15 protein-coding genes and 1 pseudogene are annotated in these 18,369 nt (G+C 43.3%); 6 read left to right on the top strand and 10 right to left on the bottom strand.

Translation table 11 applies throughout. The features are described from left to right. Window positions 1–5: 5 nt before the first annotated feature. The 4 genes from UH38_RS12605 to aroC form a co-directional block, all read right to left on the bottom strand. Window positions 6–1,637, bottom strand: coding sequence for a B12-binding domain-containing radical SAM protein (locus UH38_RS12605; protein ID WP_045055013.1), 1,632 nt, complete (start codon window positions 1,635–1,637; stop codon window positions 6–8). A gap of 20 nt (window positions 1,638–1,657) precedes the next feature. After that, window positions 1,658–1,912: a SemiSWEET transporter gene (locus UH38_RS12610; protein ID WP_045055014.1), complete on the bottom strand. Its 255-nt coding sequence runs from the start codon at window positions 1,910–1,912 to the stop codon at window positions 1,658–1,660. Window positions 1,913–1,993: 81 nt separating this feature from the next. Further along, window positions 1,994–2,818, bottom strand: coding sequence for a nucleotidyltransferase domain-containing protein (locus UH38_RS12615; protein ID WP_045055015.1), 825 nt, complete (start codon window positions 2,816–2,818; stop codon window positions 1,994–1,996). 73 nt (window positions 2,819–2,891) lie between these two features. Then, on the bottom strand, window positions 2,892–3,980 hold the full coding sequence (gene aroC, locus UH38_RS12620; RefSeq protein WP_045055016.1) for a chorismate synthase: 1,089 nt from the start codon (window positions 3,978–3,980) through the stop codon (window positions 2,892–2,894). A gap of 196 nt (window positions 3,981–4,176) precedes the next feature. On the opposite strand from aroC, the gene UH38_RS12625 reads away from it, so the two are divergent. The 3 genes from UH38_RS12625 to UH38_RS12635 all read left to right on the top strand — a co-directional run bounded on the left by UH38_RS12625 (window position 4,177) and on the right by UH38_RS12635 (window position 7,757). Then, a complete protein-coding gene (locus tag UH38_RS12625) occupies window positions 4,177–4,539 on the top strand; it encodes a VOC family protein (RefSeq protein ID WP_045055017.1) in 363 nt (120 codons plus the stop codon). A gap of 298 nt (window positions 4,540–4,837) precedes the next feature. After that, window positions 4,838–6,112, top strand: a complete 1,275-nt coding sequence (locus UH38_RS12630) for a recombinase family protein (protein ID WP_045055018.1) — start codon at window positions 4,838–4,840, stop codon at window positions 6,110–6,112. A gap of 19 nt (window positions 6,113–6,131) precedes the next feature. Then, on the top strand, window positions 6,132–7,757 hold the full coding sequence (locus tag UH38_RS12635) for an ArnT family glycosyltransferase (protein ID WP_045055019.1): 1,626 nt from the start codon (window positions 6,132–6,134) through the stop codon (window positions 7,755–7,757). A gap of 46 nt (window positions 7,758–7,803) precedes the next feature. Here the strand turns inward: UH38_RS12635 and UH38_RS12640 are convergent, their stop codons facing one another. Continuing rightward, entirely contained in the window at window positions 7,804–8,190 is a 387-nt protein-coding gene (locus UH38_RS12640; RefSeq protein WP_045055020.1) for a hypothetical protein, read from the bottom strand. A gap of 561 nt (window positions 8,191–8,751) precedes the next feature. On the opposite strand from UH38_RS12640, the gene UH38_RS12645 reads away from it, so the two are divergent. Continuing rightward, window positions 8,752–9,855 (top strand): hypothetical protein, encoded by a 1,104-nt coding sequence (locus UH38_RS12645; RefSeq protein ID WP_052672371.1) that lies wholly within the window; start codon window positions 8,752–8,754, stop codon window positions 9,853–9,855. A 9-nt stretch (window positions 9,856–9,864) separates the two neighbouring features. Here the strand turns inward: UH38_RS12645 and UH38_RS12650 are convergent, their stop codons facing one another. From UH38_RS12650 to fni, 3 genes are all read right to left on the bottom strand, one after another. Beyond that, window positions 9,865–10,101, bottom strand: coding sequence for a hypothetical protein (locus tag UH38_RS12650; protein WP_045055021.1), 237 nt, complete (start codon window positions 10,099–10,101; stop codon window positions 9,865–9,867). Window positions 10,102–10,286: 185 nt separating this feature from the next. Then, window positions 10,287–12,125 (bottom strand): signal peptide peptidase SppA, encoded by a 1,839-nt coding sequence (gene sppA / locus UH38_RS12655; protein WP_045055022.1) that lies wholly within the window; start codon window positions 12,123–12,125, stop codon window positions 10,287–10,289. 140 nt (window positions 12,126–12,265) lie between these two features. After that, window positions 12,266–13,312 (bottom strand): type 2 isopentenyl-diphosphate Delta-isomerase, encoded by a 1,047-nt coding sequence (gene fni / locus UH38_RS12660; protein WP_235355232.1) that lies wholly within the window; start codon window positions 13,310–13,312, stop codon window positions 12,266–12,268. 177 nt (window positions 13,313–13,489) lie between these two features. Between fni and UH38_RS12665 the strand changes: the two genes are divergently transcribed. Beyond that, entirely contained in the window at window positions 13,490–14,623 is a 1,134-nt protein-coding gene (locus UH38_RS12665) for a geranylgeranyl reductase family protein (RefSeq protein ID WP_045055023.1), read from the top strand. 451 nt (window positions 14,624–15,074) lie between these two features. Next, window positions 15,075–16,732: pseudogene (locus tag UH38_RS12670) on the top strand (IS1182 family transposase). Here the strand turns inward: UH38_RS12670 and UH38_RS12675 are convergent. Together UH38_RS12675 and UH38_RS12680 are read right to left on the bottom strand one after the other, a co-directional pair. Then, window positions 16,713–17,165 carry a hypothetical protein gene (locus UH38_RS12675; protein WP_144405674.1) on the bottom strand — a complete coding sequence of 151 codons (453 nt, stop codon included), beginning with the start codon at window positions 17,163–17,165 and terminating at the stop codon, window positions 16,713–16,715. The pseudogene UH38_RS12670 and the gene UH38_RS12675 sit on opposite strands and share 20 nt — an antisense overlap. Window positions 17,166–17,382: 217 nt before the next feature. Next, entirely contained in the window at window positions 17,383–18,288 is a 906-nt protein-coding gene (locus UH38_RS12680; protein ID WP_045055025.1) for a LysR family transcriptional regulator, read from the bottom strand. Window positions 18,289–18,369: the final 81 nt, after the last annotated feature.

The following is an 18,369-nucleotide window of genomic DNA, read 5'->3' on the forward strand; positions in this document are numbered from 1 at the left end:
AATAGTTAGCTAGCATTGGGTAACAAACTAAGTTCAGCTTCGGCTGTTGCTAGATGCTTAATCAAAGTAGATTTAGGTAGAGCTATTTGCAAATGCTCCCAAGGTAATACTTGCTCTTTTGACCAATTGTTAGATACATAAAATTCCATTTCCGGAATTTGTCCTTGTAACTGCTTAAAAGCGCGGCGATAACTACCTAAAGTGTCGCCATAATGTCGAGTTAATTCTAGTAGATGAGACAAACGGCGATCGCCTCTAGACAACAAAGCCTGAATTACTGACCAATTGTAGCTCTCAGGACGAAAATCTATACCTTGTGGTTTCAACTGTTTTTGTAATAACTGCAAGCGTTTCTGAGCTTGAGGATTGACTCCAAACCACTGAAAAGGCGTATGAGCTTTGGGGACAAAAGTGCTGCATCCTAGCGTTAAACGCAAGCCTGGAGCCGCCTTTTTGATAGATTTCATCATCGCTACAGTTTGCTCTACATCTTCTAATTCTTCACCAGGAATTCCTACCATTCCGTAAAGCTTTAAACTGCTCAATCCGCCTGCTTTAGCATTGATTGCAGCTTGAATAATTTCATCGTTATTTAGTTTTTTATTGATGATTTGGCGCAAACGTGGAGATCCGCTTTCTACTGCAATTGTAAGCGATCGCGTGTCTCTTTTAGCAAGGGTTTCTGCTAGTTGTTTTGTTACCGTATTTGTACGTACCGAAGCTATGCTTAAACGCACATTGTCGTATTGTGGCTTACTTAGATAGTCGAGCAAAGTTGTAAATTCTGGATGTTGAGTTACAGAAGCACCAAGCAAGCCTAAGCGATTAGTTACAGACAAACCGCGTTCGATTGCTGGGATTAAAGAAGATTCCAAACTAGCAGTGCGAAAAGGTAAGGTTAAGTAACTTGCTAGGCAAAAACGGCACATTTCTGGGCAACTTCTGACTACTTCTACCATGTAAATATTTTCCCAAGCAGCTTTTTCAGTAACTACTGTAGAAGCTGATAAAGTGTTACCTCGGTAAGTTTGCTTGTCTACATGGCTGGGAATTTGATTTGTGACTGGTTGAATTGCTTGAACTTCACCAGTTGCATCTGCATAAGTTACCTCATACAAGCTAGGAACATATACTCCTGGTACTTGTGCTAGGTGAATTAATTTAGTTTTTCTGTCAGCATTTCTAACTTGTTTGTATGCGTCTAAAAAGCTACCTAACAAATTTTCACCATCACCTAGCAAGATAATGTCAAAAAAATCGGCAAAAGGTTCGGGATTAGCGCTTAAAACAGTACCGCCGCCAAAAACTAAAGGATGACTATCGTCTCGATTAGCAGTTCTGGTAGGGATTTGCAGCGATTCAAGTAAATGGAGGATATTTACATAGTCTAATTCCCACGAACAGGAAAAACCGATTAATTCGGGCGATCGCGGCAACTGTTCGTGCGTGTCAGTAAATAAACGACTAACAGCCACATCCTGGCGCATTGCCAAAGTAGCCCATACTACTTGATAGCCTAAGCTAGTAATGCCTACTGTGTACTCGTTAGGAAAAGCAAAAATAGTCTCTATAGCGTCAGTGTCGGAAGTAGCTGGAGTAAATAACAAGCGTTCGGCAGCAAATACAGAGGCAGTCACGATATGGTTTAGTTTTAGTGTCACTCATATCTAATTTTAAGCCATACGATTATCGAGTTAAAAATCAAAGTCAAGCCATTAGCCGCAATAATCGGTACAGCTTGCAAGTAAATTCCATATATTAGCCACAGCAAAACGCCTGTATTAAAAATAACTAGCGTATTTAGAGAAATATCTTTAGCTGACTTAGAACGCCAAACTTTGACTAACTGGGGAATAAAAGCGATCGTTGTTAATGTGCCAGCAATTAATCCTAATAATGTAATAAATTTCATTTATAAATATTTAAAACTTTTTTAATTATTTTGTAGCATTCTATTCTTGCAATCGCTAAATTAATAGCAATTGTACTTTCCCTATACCAATAACTTTTCATTAGATAAGAGACGATCTAGAGCATCCATGAGTATATTAATTTTTGCTAATAAGCTTTGATTTTCTGATAGGTAAGAAGCACTAATAACTTCGTTTATATTTTCTTCCATGCCAACAGGTAATTTGCTACATAAACTTTTAGCATATTGGATTAAACGCTTTTCTCCAGGATGTAATACATAATTTGCAGCAAAAATAATATCAAAATAGCTAGCCATTAAAGCTGCTATTCTATGATTTATAGCTATGATGTCGTTACGGCTAATTGCTACTTCTATTTGGTGAAAATAAGAAGAGATATTCTTACGTAAAATTGGATAATTTTTAGCAACAATTGCTCGCCTTAACAGTTCAGGATAAGGTTGATTTGCTGTTCGTTGCAACTTTTCAAACCAACCATCACGAGAGTATAAGAGATTTGAATGCACGATATTCCACCAAAAACAGGTAGAATATCCAACTGATGCTTGATATTCTACTAATACATTCTCTAATTGCGACTCAATCCAATCAGGCGAACGATACATAATATCAATTCCGCGTCCAGAATTGATATCTACAAATTCATCACCAGGTTCCCAAAACTGATTATCGATTTCTATTCGGGTAGCAAATTCTCTAGCAATATTTGCTCGAAAATCTGTAGGAATCTCCGCGCGAGTATAAACATAAATATCTAAATCGGAGAAACTATCGAAAACGTTAGCAACTTGAGAGCCTGCTAAAGTAACAGCTATAACTTGAGGTAAATTGCTGAATTTAGTTGCTATTTTCTTTGCAGTTGAAAGATTAGTTGCGCTCGTCATGAGTTTAGTACATTTATTAAATTGTAGAATAAATATTTCTGCTATCCTACAAAATAATAATGCGATCGCAACGCTACAATACCTTACACTGCCCTTGATGCCGTAATAGATGATCGCACAATACCAAAGCAACCATAGATTCTACCATAGGAACCGCTCTAGGAAGTACGCAAGGATCGTGCCTACCTTTACCTTTTAGCAGCATTTCCTCACCTTCCTTGTTCACCGTACGTTGCTCTTTACGGATAGTAGCAGTAGGTTTAAAAGCCACGCGCAGGATAATATTTTCCCCATTAGAAATACCACCTTGAACGCCACCAGAACGATTAGTTGCAGTGCGGACTTCACCCTGCTCATCAGTATAAAATTCATCATTATGTTCGCTACCAGTAAGCAAAGTTCCGGCAAAACCCGAACCAATTTCAAACCCCTTAGTAGCAGGCAAAGACATCACACCCTTAGCAATATCCGCCTCTACCCTGTCAAACACAGGAGAACCCAAACCTTTTGGCACGTTACGGGCGACACATTCAACCACACCACCTACCGAATCGCCCATACGTCCAATTTGTTCGATGCGTTCGATCATCCGTTCGGCACATTCAGCATCAGGACAGCGGACAATATTACTTTCAACCTGCGCCAAAGTAACATTATCAGGATTGACAACAGCCTCCAAATCCTGAATCCGTTTAACATAGGCAACAATTTCTAGCCCAGAAAAACTAGCAAGAATTTTTTTAGCGATCGCACCTGCTGCAACTCGTCCTATAGTTTCCCTAGCAGAAGAACGTCCGCCACCTTGCCAATTGCGAATACCATACTTAGCATCATAAGTCGCATCAGCATGAGAAGGGCGATAGCTTTGCGCCATTTCATCATAATCTTGAGGACGAGTATCCTTATTTCGCACTAAAATTGCGATCGGCGTACCCAAAGTCTTACCTTCAAACACCCCCGAAAGAATCTCGCAAGTATCAGCTTCCTTACGCGGTGTCGTAATTTTACTTTGTCCAGGTCGCCTGCGGTCTAACTCGTACTGAATCTCCGCCTCTGTAATCTCCAGACGAGGAGGACAGCCATCAATTATCACCCCAACACCACCACCATGAGACTCGCCAAAAGTAGTAACGCGAAACAAATGTCCAAAAGTATTACCCATGATGCGTCTTGTAAGATAGCCTGATGTTTTTGTAACACAATTGAGATAAAAGTCAAAAGTGAACGCGTTATCTAATTTTAGAGGAAGCCTCTAAAATCCGCGCGTCAAAAGTCAAAAGTCAAAAATTTTAGTCACATAAAGCGAACAATTTGTATTTCCCAACAGCCGTTAAGAACTAAACCTCACAAAAAATGCCATGCAAATCGCCCAATGCTTTCACACCGCCATATTAGTAACCGACCTGCAAAAAGCCGAACATTTTTACACCGACATTTTAGGATTAGCCAAAATAGAGCGAAATCTTAAATATCCTGGAACATGGTATCAAATCGGTAACTTCCAACTCCACCTCATAGAAGACAAAACCACAACAACCCAAATACAAAACCCAGAAAAATGGGGACGCAACCCCCATATAGCCTTCACCGTCACCAACTTAGAATCCGCCAAAACCCAACTCCAGGCACACAACTGCCCAATCCAGCCCAGCGCCTCCGGTAGAGCAGCCCTATTCACCAAAGATCCAGACAACAACATCATAGAGCTAACCCAACTATAAAATTCGTAATTCGTAATTCGTAATTCGTAATTGAAGAGGAAATAACAACATCATTGAACTAGCCCAACTATAAAATTCGTAATTCGTAATTCGTAATTCGTAATTGAAGAGGCAATAACAACATCATTGAACTAACCCAACTATAAAATTCGTAATTCGTAATTCGTAATTCGTAATTGAAGAGGAAATAACAACATCATTGAACTAGCCCAACTATAAAATTCGTAATTCGTAATTGAAGAGGAGACAACATTATCGAACTAACCTAACTCTAAACTCCTACCTCTGCGGTTCGCCCATGAAAATCATCGCCTACACCTACACCAACCCACTCCTAGAACCCCCTCCAGACCCCAACATCTGGGGATGGGAACCCGACAAAACCTACCAAGACATAGGCAAACGCACCCAACTCCAACAACTCCTCAAAGCAGCCCAAACCGACACCCCAGACTACCTACTCATCAGTCGCCTAGACCAACTAGGAGACACGATCGCCGAAATCACAAATCGCCTTCTGCTCCTAGAATCTCTCAACATCAAAATCATCGCCACCGAACAAACCACCCCCAAAGCAGATATACTCCAACTCCTGCAACAAATCCAGTACCAACAGCGCAGCAGCAGCATCCGCCAAGGACACGCCCGCAACCGCATCAACGCCCTTACCCCGCCAGGGAAAACCCCTTACGGCTACCGCAGAATCAGGAACCGCTACGCGATCGATCGCACCACAGCCCCAGTAGTCAAAGACTTTTTCGAGCAATTTCTCCTCTACGGTTCCCTGCGAGGCGCAGTCCGCTACCTAGCCCAAAAATACGCCAAAAAAATCTCCGTCACTACCGGAAGACGCTGGCTAACTAACCCCGTATATCGAGGCGATACAGCCTATCAAGACGGACAAATTCTCATCGACACCCACACGCCGATTATTTCCAGAGAAGAAGCTGCCCAAGTCGATCGCCTCCTGTACCGCAACCGTCGCCTACCGCCCCGTACAGCCAGCGCTAACCGCTCTTTAGCTGGTTTAGTAGTATGCAGATCGTGCCAGTCACCCATGACCGTTGTCAGCGTCACCAAACCCCGCAAAACAGACGAATATCTTTACCTGCGTCCTACAGCTTGCCCCCATCTGCCCAAATGTAAAGCGATCGCTTATCAAGAAGTATTGCAGCAAACAATCGCCACAATCTGCCACGACTTACCCCTAGCAGTAGCAGGCAAAAATTTACCTCAGTTGGATGCAGTAAAAAATTCCTACGAGCAAGCGATCGCCCGCCAGCAAGAAATTCTCGACCAACTTCCAGACTTAGTAGAAAACGGCATATTAGACGCAGAAACATCAGCTTTACGCGCCTACAAACTCCGCAGCGAAATATCCGAGGTGCAAGCACAACTAGCAACCCTACCGCCTGTAAACTTGCGTTCTGTAGCTCAAGCCTTATCTATACCTCAATTTTGGCTCGACTTATCTGAATTTGAGCGCCGCTTTTATTTTCGAGAATTTATTCGCCAAATTGAACTTTTGCGTCAAGATGAAACTTGGCAACTCCAAGTTATGTTTATCTTTTAACTAGCGAGTATAAATTTCCATGCATCGTTTACAGCATAAATGGACTCGTCAAAGCGATCGCCAGCTAGATTTGTTATGCATCTGCGCTCTACTATTAGCCGCATTACTAATATTTACGATTAATTTAGGCTCGCTACCCTTGCGCGACTGGGATGAAGGTACAGTTGCCCAAGTTGCCCGCGAAATTGCCCGCACTCCCATCGGTTCAGACGGTTGGCTGTACCCGACATCAGGCGGCGAATCTTATTTAAATAAACCGCCCTTGATGCATTGGCTAATTGCTTTAACTTACCGTATAGGTGGGGTAAATGAATGGACATCGCGCTTACCAGGAGCAATTTTGACAGCCATCTCCGTACCGCTACTTTACACTATCGGTCGAGAAATATTTCCGCAAAGGACAACGGCAATTTTTGCTAGCTTAGTTTACCTCACCATGCTGCCTGTAGTCCGTCACGGTAGATTAGCGATGTTAGATGGGGCTGTATTGTGTTTCTTTATATTGACAATTTTGTGCGTATTGCGTAGCCGCCGCAATTTGCGCTATTGCTTGGGCGTAGGAATTGGATTCGGACTAATTTGCTTTACTAAAGGGCTTTTGGGCGTATTATTAGGCGCTATTGCCTTATTATTTCTCGTGTGGGATACGCCGCGCTTGCTCAGTAGCGGGTATTTGTGGAGGGGAATTGCGATCGGCTGTGCGCCTGTAATTTGCTGGTATGTAGCTCAATGGTTGCACTATGGTAATTTGTTTACCGATCGCGCAATTGTCCAGCAATCTTTGAGCCGGATTTGGCAAGGAGTAGAAAATCATACTCAGCCACCTTGGTATTATCTTTTAGAAATTATTAAATACTCTTTTCCCTGGCTGCTATTTTTACCGTCAGGATTAAAGTTAATTTGGCAAAATCGCAATCTTAGTTACAGCAAGCTGATTTTAGTCTGGTTAGGAGTTTACTCACTAGCAATTTCAGCTATGACAACCAAATTACCTTGGTATGTCTTACCTGTGTATCCAGCATTTGCTTTGGCTGTAGGAGTGCAACTAACTGAATTTTGGCATATATCTTATCTAGCTAAATATCCCCGCGCAATTACCTTATTTTTGGCATTATTAGCTGGAGTAGGTTGGTTTGGGAGCTTGTATTTTAGCGATCTGAGTCCAGCCCAAGACAGACAAGTACAACTAATATTAGTCGCAGTAGCCGCGACAATGACGCTGGCGGCGATTTTAGTTGCCCAAAGCGATCGCCAATTTATCTTAGTTCTATTTTGGGGTTGCTATCTTGCCTTAACACTACTAATGACTTCTCGCCATTGGGTATGGGAGTTAGCCGAAGCTTACCCAGTCAAGCCTGTAGCAGCGCTCGTTCAAAGTCATACACCAGTGGGAGCGCAAATTTACACATCCTACCCCTACAACCGCCCTGCTTTGAATTTTTATAGCGATCGCCAAATTTCCCCAGCAAGTCAAGAGCAACTCCAACTATACTGGCAACAGCAAAAAGATCCTTACTTTCTCCTAGACCAACCTACACTAAAAAGCCTACAACTAAAATCTTTACAGCAACTAGGCACAACTACAGGTTGGACGCTAGTTAAACGGCAAAGTAGTAATTCGAGCCTTCCTAATCCCCACAATTAAAATCGTAAGCTCAATCCACAGTATCTAAAGTTTTATTAATTACGAATTATTCCACCTGTGGTTTAGGCGGCTCGTTACCTTGTTCTACCACCTGCTGAACTGAGTTTGGCTGACGAGTGCTTTCTATTGTCAAAACACTAGCGCCAAAAATTACAGCACTAAGAGCAATAAACATAATAGGACGTTTAAGTAAGCTGATATCTCTTAAAAATCTTGCCCAAGGATGGCTTTGACGGCGCAGTAGTTGAGCAATTACTACTTGTTTACCGCTAAAGGGATCGCGGACATAATGACCGCTCCAAGTTACTACTAACCTTTCCTGACAAGACTTGCAAGTATATAGTCCGTTGCACATCTTGACCAACTTCAGGCTGCCGCTTCTTTGGCAAATTGGGCAAGTAATATAATGATTACCAAATGTGTGAGTATTCATAGAGCGTCAACCTAGTTTACGTAAATCACCTTGCTTGAGATTGTCAGACTGCTGTAAATAACAGTTGCTTGAGCTTACTATCTCTAGTTTGCCCACTTTTTTCTAATAATTCACCCATCAAAACCAACTGCGTGCGATCGCTCCACTACACAGCAACAAAGTTTTAGCCGCATACGCAGCAGCTTTTTGCCTGCAATGGTACTTAAGGAGCGGACTGAAAAACTTGTAAATTGTTCGCCGATGCTTAAAAAAGACACTCTTTCTTATTTAAACATCACCGCCAATGCAAATTCCGCCTCAACTATATATATCGCTCTAAAGCTGCTCGACACATACAAAGTTTACTGGTTTGCCTGTGATAGCAGCCAGTAAAAAAAGCAGCAGGAAATAAAAATTAAACTTTATGCCCTAACAACTGAGCCGTTAATCTATTTAAGCGCAAATATTTGCTCAAATCGAGTGCCTAAAGTTAGGAATTGCTTTTCAGTCATTAGGATGAGACATATATCAAAGCAAAAGTATTATCAAATCCTTATATGGTGACAAAACTAACAAAATTTTATGTTGCAGTGGGTGGGAAGAACATTGGAACTGGGCTATATTCAGGCTGGGCTTTTGCAAGTGGCAATACCAGAGGCGAATAATCCTGTACTTTCTGGTTCTCAAGGTTTTTTAGTCTTATTGGCGGGAATAGTGCTAGCTTTCGCCTTTCAGTTGCTTTTGGCTAACTTTTTCATTGCTTTGGGCATTTCTTACTCGGAAACCGAACAACCGGACGATCGCACAGATAGCTTAGATGAAACTATCGACAAAATCGGGACAATAGTTGGGCTAAGAACATTAGGAACTTTTAGTATTACTTTATTTGGCGCTTGTTACTTGGCTGTCAAGCTGAGTTTCTTGCATGACGCTATGTTAGGCGCAATTTTAGGGCTAGTAATTTGGGCAACTTACTTCGCCCTGTTAATTTGGACGAGTTTAACTACTGTAGGCTCAGTTATTGGTACAGTAGTCAACTCAGCTACTTCAGGATTGCAAGGAATCATCGGTACAGCAGCCGTTGCTTTGGGAGCAAAACAAGTAAGCGATCGCGTTGTCTCTACCGCCGAAGCTGCCGCCGCTACAGTGCGCCGCGAACTTAGTTCTTCTATAGATCGCAACTCAAGCCGCGAGGCGATCGCCAATTATTTGCAGCAACTGAGAATACCTTTAGAGGATCGTCAAGAACTGCAACAAGAATTTGAAAAATTAATTACCGATCCAGAAATGCAATCAATCGCCCGCGAAAACCATATTCAAAATATCGGGCGACAGACTTTTGTTGATTTAGTAAGCAGCCGCACAGACTTTTCTAAAAATGACGTTAGTCTAGCGATGGAACAATTTGATGCGTTTTGGCAGCGATTATGGGGTCAGCCACCCGAAAAAACTACCGAAAATGGAGGTGTAATCGCGCAACTTTTGCCTGCCCAATTGGAAGAGAAATCTGTGCAACTTAGCCAAGAACTAGAGCAATTAATCGAACAAACGCGCCAACTACAAGCCCAAGAACAAGCGGAAGCAGCCCAAAAAGTAGCAGAAACCGCTGCTTGGTGGCTATTTGGTTCGGCTTTTACTTCGGCGGCGGCGGCGGCGATCGCTGGCGCAATTAGTATTAGAGGATAAAGATAACTGTTAATCTTGTTTGATTTGCCAAACAGCAGCCCCCGCTGCAACTACGCCTGCGATCAACCCCGTACTCATACCTTGCATAGTCTTAACTACTGGATCTTGCGTTAAACAGTCGTTAGTTACCGCGTTAGATTGCCAGCACTGATTGCTTTCTGCCCAGCTAGCACTGCCTCCTAAAATTACCCCAGCAGCGCTACAGGAAACTACGAGTAAGGCAAGGCGTTGGTTTTTTCTATCCATAGGGGGATGTGTAAAATTGGGTTTTTATTCAATAACTTTTCCTCATTTTATAGAGAAGTGGGCAGAATGCAACCGTGATTCTACCGATAGATATACGAATGATGTAGAAACATAGCAGTAGGGTGCGTTTTGAAAACGCACCCTACCAATCTCTGTAGAGACGTAGCATTGCTACGTCTCTACATTTATTCAATTTCTAGGTTAAATGGCAAACGGGCATAAACGTTCAATGGATCGTTCATAGCTTGGAGTACAGATAATTCCTGCTGAATCTTACCAAGTTGAGCCGTTAAGGGATCTTGCGGTGGCGACTGAGATGCTGCATCGCCGCTGATGAATGCTTTTGCCTCGCCAGCTAATTGCCCTAATAATCTTTGTTCAAAGGTACGCACTTCGGGATACTCTTGGATGCGCCAATTGTTGCCTAATTTTGCCTGTTTGGCTGCATAACTAATAGCTGCATCAATACCGCCAATTTCGTCTACTAAACCAATATCTTTGGCAGCAACTCCCGACCATACCCGCCCTTGAGCAATTTCTGCTACTTTTTCTTGGGGTAGCTTGCGACCTTCAGCAACTTTAGTCAAAAATAAACTGTAAAGTCGGTTAACGGAGTTTTGATAAATTGCTAGCTCTTGAGGCGATTTTGGACGGGCAACGGTTTGGATGTCGGCATACTTACCTGTATTGACTGCATCCCAAGTAATGCCATTGTTGTTTGCTAGTTTCTGGAAATTGGGCAGCGCACCAAATACGCCAATTGAACCTGTAATTGTGTTAGGTTCGGCAAAAATCCGGTTAGCGTCAGTAGATATCCAGTAGCCACCAGAAGCAGCAACATCGCCCATCGACACTACTACAGGCTTTGATTTTCCTGTTAGCCTCAGTTCGCGCTGAATTACTTCTGATGCGGTAGCGCTACCTCCAGGACTATTGACGCGCAACACGATCGCTCTAACATTATCATCTTGTCTAAGCCTACGGAATACTCTGGCAAAGCGATCGCCGCCTACTTGCCCTACACCACCTTGTCCGTCAACAATTTCGCCTTCAGCGTAGACAATCGCTACTTGATTTTTAGAATTGCGTTCTCCACTCAACGATGTCCCAGGAACTTCAGCATAATCTACTAAGCTAATTTGCTTAAAAGTTTTATCATTTTTGCTGTCAGTTAACTGCTTGAGTTCGCCTAAAACTTCATCAAAATAGCCAAGTTTATCGACTAACCCATTAGTGCGGGCTTCCTCTGCTTCTAAAATACCGCGATTGTCGGCGATTTCTTGCAATTTAGCAGGACTGAGATTGCGGCTTTTGCCTACATCGCTGCGCCACTGCGCCCAAACATCTCCTAGTAATTTCTCTGTTTGTTGGCGATTTTCTGGGCTGAGTTTAGTTAAAATTAGCGGTTCTACTGCTGATTTAAATTTTCCTACCCGAATGATTTGCACGCCTACGCCATACTTTTGCAATGCGCCCGATATAAATAGCGGCTGAGAACTCAAACCATTAATTTCCATTGAGCCTAAAGGATTTAGGACGATTTTGTTGGCTACCGAACTGAGGTAATAATCTCGTTCGCTCCAGCCTAAGTTGTAGGTAACAATGGTTTTACCCGCAGCGCGGAATCTTTCTAAAGCCGCACGTACTTCTTTGAGGGTGGCGTAGCCTGCGGTGCTATTATCCGAACTTCTACTTCCATCTAAATAAATACCGACAATTTTTGGATCTCGTCGTGCCTTTTCTAAGCTATCTAAAACTGTCCGCAGAGTAACTCTGTTGCGATCTTCGCCTGATAATGCTTCTTGAAATGCCGCACTGGTACTTGAGTTGGGCTTAGAATCAGTGATGTTCAAAGCTAAATCGAATACTAATACAGATTTATTTTTTACCTGCGGACCTTTATCTTGCGAACCAACCGCAATTAATAGTAACAGCAGTCCTGTAATGCTTATTCCACAGAAAATAAATAGTCCCAGCAAGCTGCCTATTACACTTGCGAAGGTTTGTTTAATAAAGTTACGCATTTTTGCGATCTTCCTTTGAGTGTTAGCTCTTGGCTTTGCTTCTGACCACTGGTTTAAGGCATCGCCCTAATTGCTTGAGTTGCGTTAAGCTTCTAATCTAGCCTCAAAAAAGCAATTGCTACAGATTTACAAGCTAGTAGTTATTTTAAGCTTTGCAAAGCTCTAGAGTGTTTGAGTTGTTCTATCGTAGTATTGCCAGTGCAAAATAGTACGGTGGTTATTTCTGCTATCAATACCTCTACTAACTCATGAAGTGCTGCTTCTGACTCGGCAGCCGCTTGCAAAAAAGGTAAAGCCATCCCAGCAAGATCTGCTCCTAGTGCTAAAGCTTTAGCTGCATCTAAGCCATGACGCAATCCTCCAGAAGCAATCAAAGGTACTTGAGGAAACTTCGCCCGAATACTGGTAATACATTCTGCTGTGGGTAATCCCCAATCAGCAAATGTTGTGCCTAACCTTCTTTGCAAGGGATTTTCAGCGCGTTCGCTTTCCACTTTTGCCCACGATGTCCCCCCTGCGCCTGCAACATCAATTGCCGTTACTCCCGCAGCTAGCAGTTTTTCTGCCATTACTCCAGAAATGCCATTGCCTACTTCTTTGGCAATTACTGGTACAGGCAACTTAGCACATAATGTAGCTATCTTGTCAAGCAGGTAAGCGAAATTAGTATCGCCTGTAGTTTGAATGCATTCTTGTAGGGGGTTGAGATGCAAAATTAGGGCATCGGCAGCTAGCAAATCGACAATCTGCTGGCATCGCTCTAAGCCGTAATCGTAGTTAAGTTGGACAGCCCCTAAATTGGCAAAGAGGAGAATATCGGGAGCTTGCGATCGCACTGCAAAAGTAGAGGCGACTTGGGGCTTTTCTACTACTACTCGTTGGGAACCTACACCCATAGCAATTTTATAATGCTGGGCAACTTCCGCTAGGCGGTGGTTGATAATTCCTGCTTGTTCTGTACCGCCTGTCATTGAAGAAATTAGTAGCGGTGCTGACAGTTGTTTGCCTAAAAACGTTGTAGTTAAACTAATATCCTGACGATCTATTTCTGGCAAACAGCAATGAGTAAAGCGATAGCGTTCTAAGCCGTTGGTGTTGGTATGGAATTGTACGTCTTCATCCAGACAGATCCGCAGGTGATCGGCTTTACGGTTTTGGGTTTGTGCCGATAGGCTTACAAAAGTCACAATGTACCTATGCAAAATACTATTTAAGATTTTCTCAGTCTGAGGCAATTTTGGCTGCGATCGCTAATTGTCTTTTGGCAATTTCTAAAAGTTTTGTTAAGAAAGAGGATAAATTAGTTACAGTCTTTTCAGGCTATGTACCAGTAGCAGGATAAAAAGGGAGCAAAACTTAGTCTTATGTACGATTGCATTATTGTTGGCGCAGGTCCCGCAGGTGGCACAGCAGCTTATCATTTAGCCAAACGGGGGCGTTCGGTTTTAGTGTTAGAGAAAGAATCGCTACCACGTTACAAGCCTTGCGGCGGTGGAGTATCGCCACAAGTCGCCAAATGGTTCGATTTTGACTTTTCCCCAGCTATTTCTACCAAGGTAGACACAATTCGCTTCACTTGGAAAATGGGCGATCCGGTACAAGCTGGGCTGCAAACACCAGAACCGATGTGGATGGTAAGGCGCGATGTCTTCGACCACTTTTTGATTCAACAGGCACAAAAACAAGGCGCAGAACTCAAAGATAGTACCGAAGTTAAAAGTATTGCGTTTCAAAACGATGCTTGGCAAGTTAATACTAGCAATGGTGCTTTTACAGGCAAATTTATTATTGCTGCCGATGGTGCTAAAGGACCAATGGCAAAATTATTAGGTTTTAAAGAACGAGTGCGCCGTTTGGGCGGAGCTTTAGAAGCTGAAGCACCCGCTAACGTGGTCAATAGTAATATTGCTCACTTTGAGTTTGGCATGGTGAAAAATGGTTATATTTGGAACTTCCCCAAAGCTGATGGTTATTCTATTGGTATCGGTACGTTCCGAGGTGGTGAAGGACAAGACTTTAAGAAAATCTTGAGCGAATATAGTACGTTATTCGGCATCGATTTGAAAACTACCAAGCAGTACGGGCATCCTTTATGCTTGTGGGATGGCAATCAAAGGTTGCATACCCAAAATGCAGTTTTGGCTGGTGAAGCAGCTTGCGTAGTCGATCCGATGACTGCTGAAGGGATTCGTCCTTCGATTTTTAGCGGCTTGAAGGCTGCTGAAGCGATGGATAAAGCGATCGCAGGTGACATTAATGCTTTAGAAAATTACACTCAGGTAATTACCGAAGAATGGGGCGCTGATATGGTGTGGGCGCAAAGGTTAGCTGGAGTATTCTATCGCATTCCTGGAGTTGGCTATAAAGTCGGTGTCAAGCGTCCTTCTGCTACTCAACGCATGGGTCAAATTCTCTGTGGAGAGATGAAATATGGCGATGTTGCAGGGCGCGCTCTCAAGCGTCTTAGCGGTAGTTTAATTCCTGGGATGGGCGGTTAAATTAGTTTTAAGTTGAAAGACGAATAAAGAATAGTTTTGAGTTGTAAAGAGGAATCAAGATGAATATACCTCTTGCATGAAGCCAAGAGCACCCCCTAAATCCCCCAATTCTGGGGGACTTGCGTTCTATATAGTACCCCTCAAAATTGCCGATACTAGGTGTTTTGATGCTTTCTTTTTCAAACGCCTGTTCCTACAAAGGATTTTTGAAATTAGTGGGATAGATGCAAAAACGAATTGAATATCAATCTTTTCACTTGATGGCAGATAAGCTCAGGTGTAAGCAATGAAGATACTGTTGGCGAATTCAAGAAAAAGCCAAAAAAGCAACTTATAGTCAAATCGAACTGGCAAGAAGTGACAGTTTGGATAATGTAATTTTTTGGTGGGATTCAATAATCGAGCAAGAGTAAAATCAGAGCAACAATCTATGAATAGATGGAGGTGTCCCATGTCGATGAAGCCCCAAAATATTCCTCCGGTTCCTGACTTTACAGCCGCCGTAGCCCGTGCCGCTTTGACCAAAGGAAATATTTATTTACAGATTCGAGACACCTTGGGCAGTATCTACATAGATGAAGACTTTACCGACCTATTTTCAGTACGAGGACAACCCGCTAAGGTCCCCTTGGCGGTTAGCCTTGATATGTGTGATGCAGTACATAGAGAACTTGTCAGATCGTCAAGCCGCCGATGCCGTTCGGGGACGGATTGATTGGAAGTATGCCCTTTCTCTTCCTTTGGACGACGCTGGCTTCAATTTTTCGGTAAAGAAGTGAGTTTCGTCAACGTTTGATTACAGGAGGGAAAGAAGAACTATTACTAGAGCGAATTTTAGAGCAATTGCGCTCGCAAGGGCTTTTAACAGGGCATCAACGACAACGCACCGATTCAACTCATATCCTCGCAGCGATTCGCCCTCTCAATCGGTTATAAACTTTGGGGGAGACGTTTCGGGCAGCCTTGAATAGTTTGGCACGTTCTGCCCCCGACTGGTTAATCAAACATCTAAAAAAGGCATGGTTCGACCGCTATGGCAGACGAATGGAAAACTACCGTCTGCCCAAACTAGATTCGGAAAGAGAATCATTAGCAAATCAGATCGGTGCTGATGGTTTTGCCCTACTCAAAGCAATTTTTGCTCCTAATGCCCCAGAATGGTTACGTTGCCATTGCGCCGTCGAAATCCTGCGCCTTGTTTGGGTACAACAATTCTATGCACCTATAGATAGTAAAGTTCAATGGCGAGTCCCTAAAGATATGCCTCCAAGCGCGATCGCTATTCATTCTCCTTATGACATCGAAGCTCACTACAGTTCTAAAAGAAGTGTCAATTGGGTAGGATATAAGGCTCATGTTACAGAGAGTTGCGATGAGGACTGTCCTCACTTCATTACCCATGTTCACACAACTTCATCAACCCTCACTGACGAGGCGGTGGTAGAACCAATTCATCAAGCGTTATCCGATCGAGATTTGCTACCAAAAGAGCATTTAATGGATCGGGGTTATGTAAATGCAAAGCTTTTGGTCAAGAGTCAGATTGACTACGGGATTGAACTTGTTAGTCCAGTTGGCAGCGATCCGAGTTGGCAAGCTCACCATCACCCCAAATTTGCAAGCAACCAGTTTCAGATTGATTGGGACAAACAGGTAGCCACTTGTCCAAAAGGACATCAAAGCCAAACTTGGTCAGAAAAAGTTGATGAGAGTGGGCAACCTATAATTGATATCCGCTTCGCTCAGTCAGCTTGCCGTGCTTGTCCTTCCAAGAGCCGATGTACCCGCGCTCAAACACAACCGAGAGGACTGACCATTCGCAGTCAAAATGAATATCTTGCTCTGAGCCATCGCCGTGCAGTTCAAAATACCTCAGAATTTTTACAGATTTATTGTCACTGGGCTGGCATAGAAGGTACTTTGTCTCAAGGCATCCGACGGTCAAATCTGCGCCAATCTCGCTATGTTGGTTTGGTAAAAACCCACTTACAACATATTTTGATCGCTGCGGCGCTTAATTTATGTCGTCTCGATGCTTGGGTTAATGGTATTCCTTTAGCTCCCACTCGCTATTCAAGATTTCTGCTCCTTAGACCGAAAACTCGATAGCTCTTCTCAATTCGCCAACAGTATCAATGAAGCGCCCGCAAATGATAATTCCCGTCCAAACGAGTAAGGAGATAATAGCGATCGCTATTATAGAAATGAATTGTTTAATTTGGCGCGATCGAGAAAACTGCCAGTGGAAAAAGGCTGCATTTATTAGGGCGATCGCCAGTAGTAGCAACTTAAATCGAAAGGCTGGGTTTACAGCTAATAGAGTTGCTTGAGCGGCAAACAGCAGTAATCCTGACACAGCTACGACAACAAAGCTCATCTGTGCTAGCCGCAATAGGTAGATTACGCCGTCAGCAATAGAAAGGCGACGATAGTAACCCAACAATCGCAAATCGAAAATAGTAATGCAGCCAACTAATACAGAAAATCCGAGAATGTGCATCACCTCTAGCCAAGGATATATCTGCCTTGCAAGGAGCGCCAATCGCGGAATACTCCAACCATTCCAAAGTATTCATTGCTCAATTACGACATCCATTGACTTGGTTGGCAGTTTTTGCCCGTGCAACTGTTGTCCCATCAGTCAGTGAAGAGTAGTAAGTCAAACGCGGATCTTGCGGTGGTAAAACAGTCGATCTACGAGTGAAACCGTTGAATCCGAGCTAAACCTGCCCGCACCAGTAATTTGTTTGTTAAAGCCCTCATGCCACAGACTCCTTACCAGATTTTTGACTGAGTTCTTCAACTACATGGAGAAACTGCTGCACAATGGGCGAGAAATTATCGCGACGACGAGCGATCGCCAGTTGTAATTTTGGTGCAGCCCCCTTTAATCGTCGATAAATCACCGCTGTGTCGCCGACGTTTTGCAGATGTTCTGGCACAAATGTGATTCCCATCCCTGCGGCAACTAAACCGACTCTTGTTTGGCTAGTTTCAACTTCTTGCACTACATTGGGATAAAAACCTGCTTGTTCGCACAATCCAACGATGCGATCGTAGAATGCTGCACCTTCCTGACGCGGATGCAGAATAAATGCTTCGTTGGCGAGCATATTTAGAGTTAGATGTTTTCGTTTAGCCAGATTGTGTCCTTTCGGTAAGGCAACAATCCAAACTTCTTCAGTAATCGGTTGCAGAGTAAGCAATTTCTCGTCAACGGGGGGATAGAGAAAGCCCACATCCACCTGATGACTGTGAAAGGCAGCTAGCTGATCGTGCGTGCAGCGTTCGTTCATCGTCAGTTGCACATCGGGATAACGATCGCGAAATACTTGCACAATTTCTGGGAGAACGCTTCGCAGTGCCGAGGCAGTAAAACTCAATCGCAATCGTCCGACTTCTCCTCGTGCAACCCGTTTAGTTGTTTGAATCGCTTGTTCTGTATGGCGAAGAATCTGCTTGGCTTCCTCAAAAAAAGTTTGTCCGGCGAGCGTCAGTTGTACGCTGCGTTTAGTGCGCCCAAACAACTGTACGTCCAATTCTGCTTCTAAAGCCTGAATCTGCCGACTCAGAGCAGGCTGAGTCAGGTGCAATCTCTGGGCTGCACGACCAAAGTGCAAGTCTTCTGCCACCGCAACAAAGTACCGAAGATCGTGAAGTTCCATAGCGGATTAATAACTTCAAAACATTAATGACAGGACAAATAAGCATTGGACAGTATTAATTACCTACTCTTATGTTAAGAG

Source organism: Aliterella atlantica CENA595 (assembly GCF_000952155.1).
Taxonomy (GTDB): domain Bacteria; phylum Cyanobacteriota; class Cyanobacteriia; order Cyanobacteriales; family Chroococcidiopsidaceae; genus Aliterella; species Aliterella atlantica.

Bases quoted from the DNA above. Each gene is read 5' to 3' on its own strand.
- UH38_RS12625 (WP_045055017.1), top strand. From the start codon at position 4,177: ATGCAAATCGCCCAATGCTTTCACACCGCCATATTAGTAACCGACCTG.
- UH38_RS12645 (WP_052672371.1), top strand. From the start codon at position 8,752: ATGTTGCAGTGGGTGGGAAGAACATTGGAACTGGGCTATATTCAGGCT.
- UH38_RS12610 (WP_045055014.1), bottom strand. From the start codon at position 1,912: ATGAAATTTATTACATTATTAGGATTAATTGCTGGCACATTAACAACG.
- UH38_RS12635 (WP_045055019.1), top strand. From the start codon at position 6,132: ATGCATCGTTTACAGCATAAATGGACTCGTCAAAGCGATCGCCAGCTA.
- aroC (WP_045055016.1), bottom strand. From the start codon at position 3,980: ATGGGTAATACTTTTGGACATTTGTTTCGCGTTACTACTTTTGGCGAG.
- UH38_RS12650 (WP_045055021.1), bottom strand. From the start codon at position 10,101: ATGGATAGAAAAAACCAACGCCTTGCCTTACTCGTAGTTTCCTGTAGC.
- sppA (WP_045055022.1), bottom strand. From the start codon at position 12,125: ATGCGTAACTTTATTAAACAAACCTTCGCAAGTGTAATAGGCAGCTTG.
- UH38_RS12615 (WP_045055015.1), bottom strand. From the start codon at position 2,818: ATGACGAGCGCAACTAATCTTTCAACTGCAAAGAAAATAGCAACTAAA.
- UH38_RS12630 (WP_045055018.1), top strand. From the start codon at position 4,838: ATGAAAATCATCGCCTACACCTACACCAACCCACTCCTAGAACCCCCT.
- UH38_RS12640 (WP_045055020.1), bottom strand. From the start codon at position 8,190: ATGAATACTCACACATTTGGTAATCATTATATTACTTGCCCAATTTGC.
- UH38_RS12665 (WP_045055023.1), top strand. From the start codon at position 13,490: ATGTACGATTGCATTATTGTTGGCGCAGGTCCCGCAGGTGGCACAGCA.
- UH38_RS12680 (WP_045055025.1), bottom strand. From the start codon at position 18,288: ATGGAACTTCACGATCTTCGGTACTTTGTTGCGGTGGCAGAAGACTTG.